General features: G+C 31.8%; 1 protein-coding gene. It reads left to right on the forward strand.

Annotation, left to right across the window (positions count from 1 at the left end; translation table 11 throughout):
* A partial coding sequence (locus tag N3F66_15160; protein MCX8125484.1) for an Asp-tRNA(Asn)/Glu-tRNA(Gln) amidotransferase GatCAB subunit B occupies positions 1 to 409 on the forward strand: 409 nt, incomplete at both ends.

A 409-nucleotide genomic window follows, 5' to 3' on the forward strand; every position in this document is an offset into this window, starting at 1 on the left:
GAGTTTGGGGTAAAACCTAATCAAAATACATGTCCTATCTGTTTAGGACTTCCAGGAACACTTCCAGTATTAAATGAAGAAGTTGTTAATCTTGCAGTAAAGGCTGGTTTAGCATTAAATTGTGAAATAAATAAATTAAGTAAGATGGATAGAAAAAATTATTTTTATCCTGACCTTCCTAAAGCATATCAAACATCAAAGTATGATTTGCTAATATGTAGAGGTGGATATGTTGAAATAGATGTGGATGGAGTAAAGAAAAAAATAAGGTTAAATAGAATTCATATAGAGGAGGATGCAGGTAAATTAGTTCATATAGAACATGAACCATATTCTTTAGTTGATTATAATCGTACAGGGGTACCATTGATTGAAATAGTAACAGAACCTGATTTGCGTTCACCTCAGG

The sequence above is a fragment of the Spirochaetota bacterium genome, assembly GCA_026414805.1.
GTDB lineage: Bacteria > Spirochaetota > UBA4802 > UBA4802 > UB4802 > UBA4802.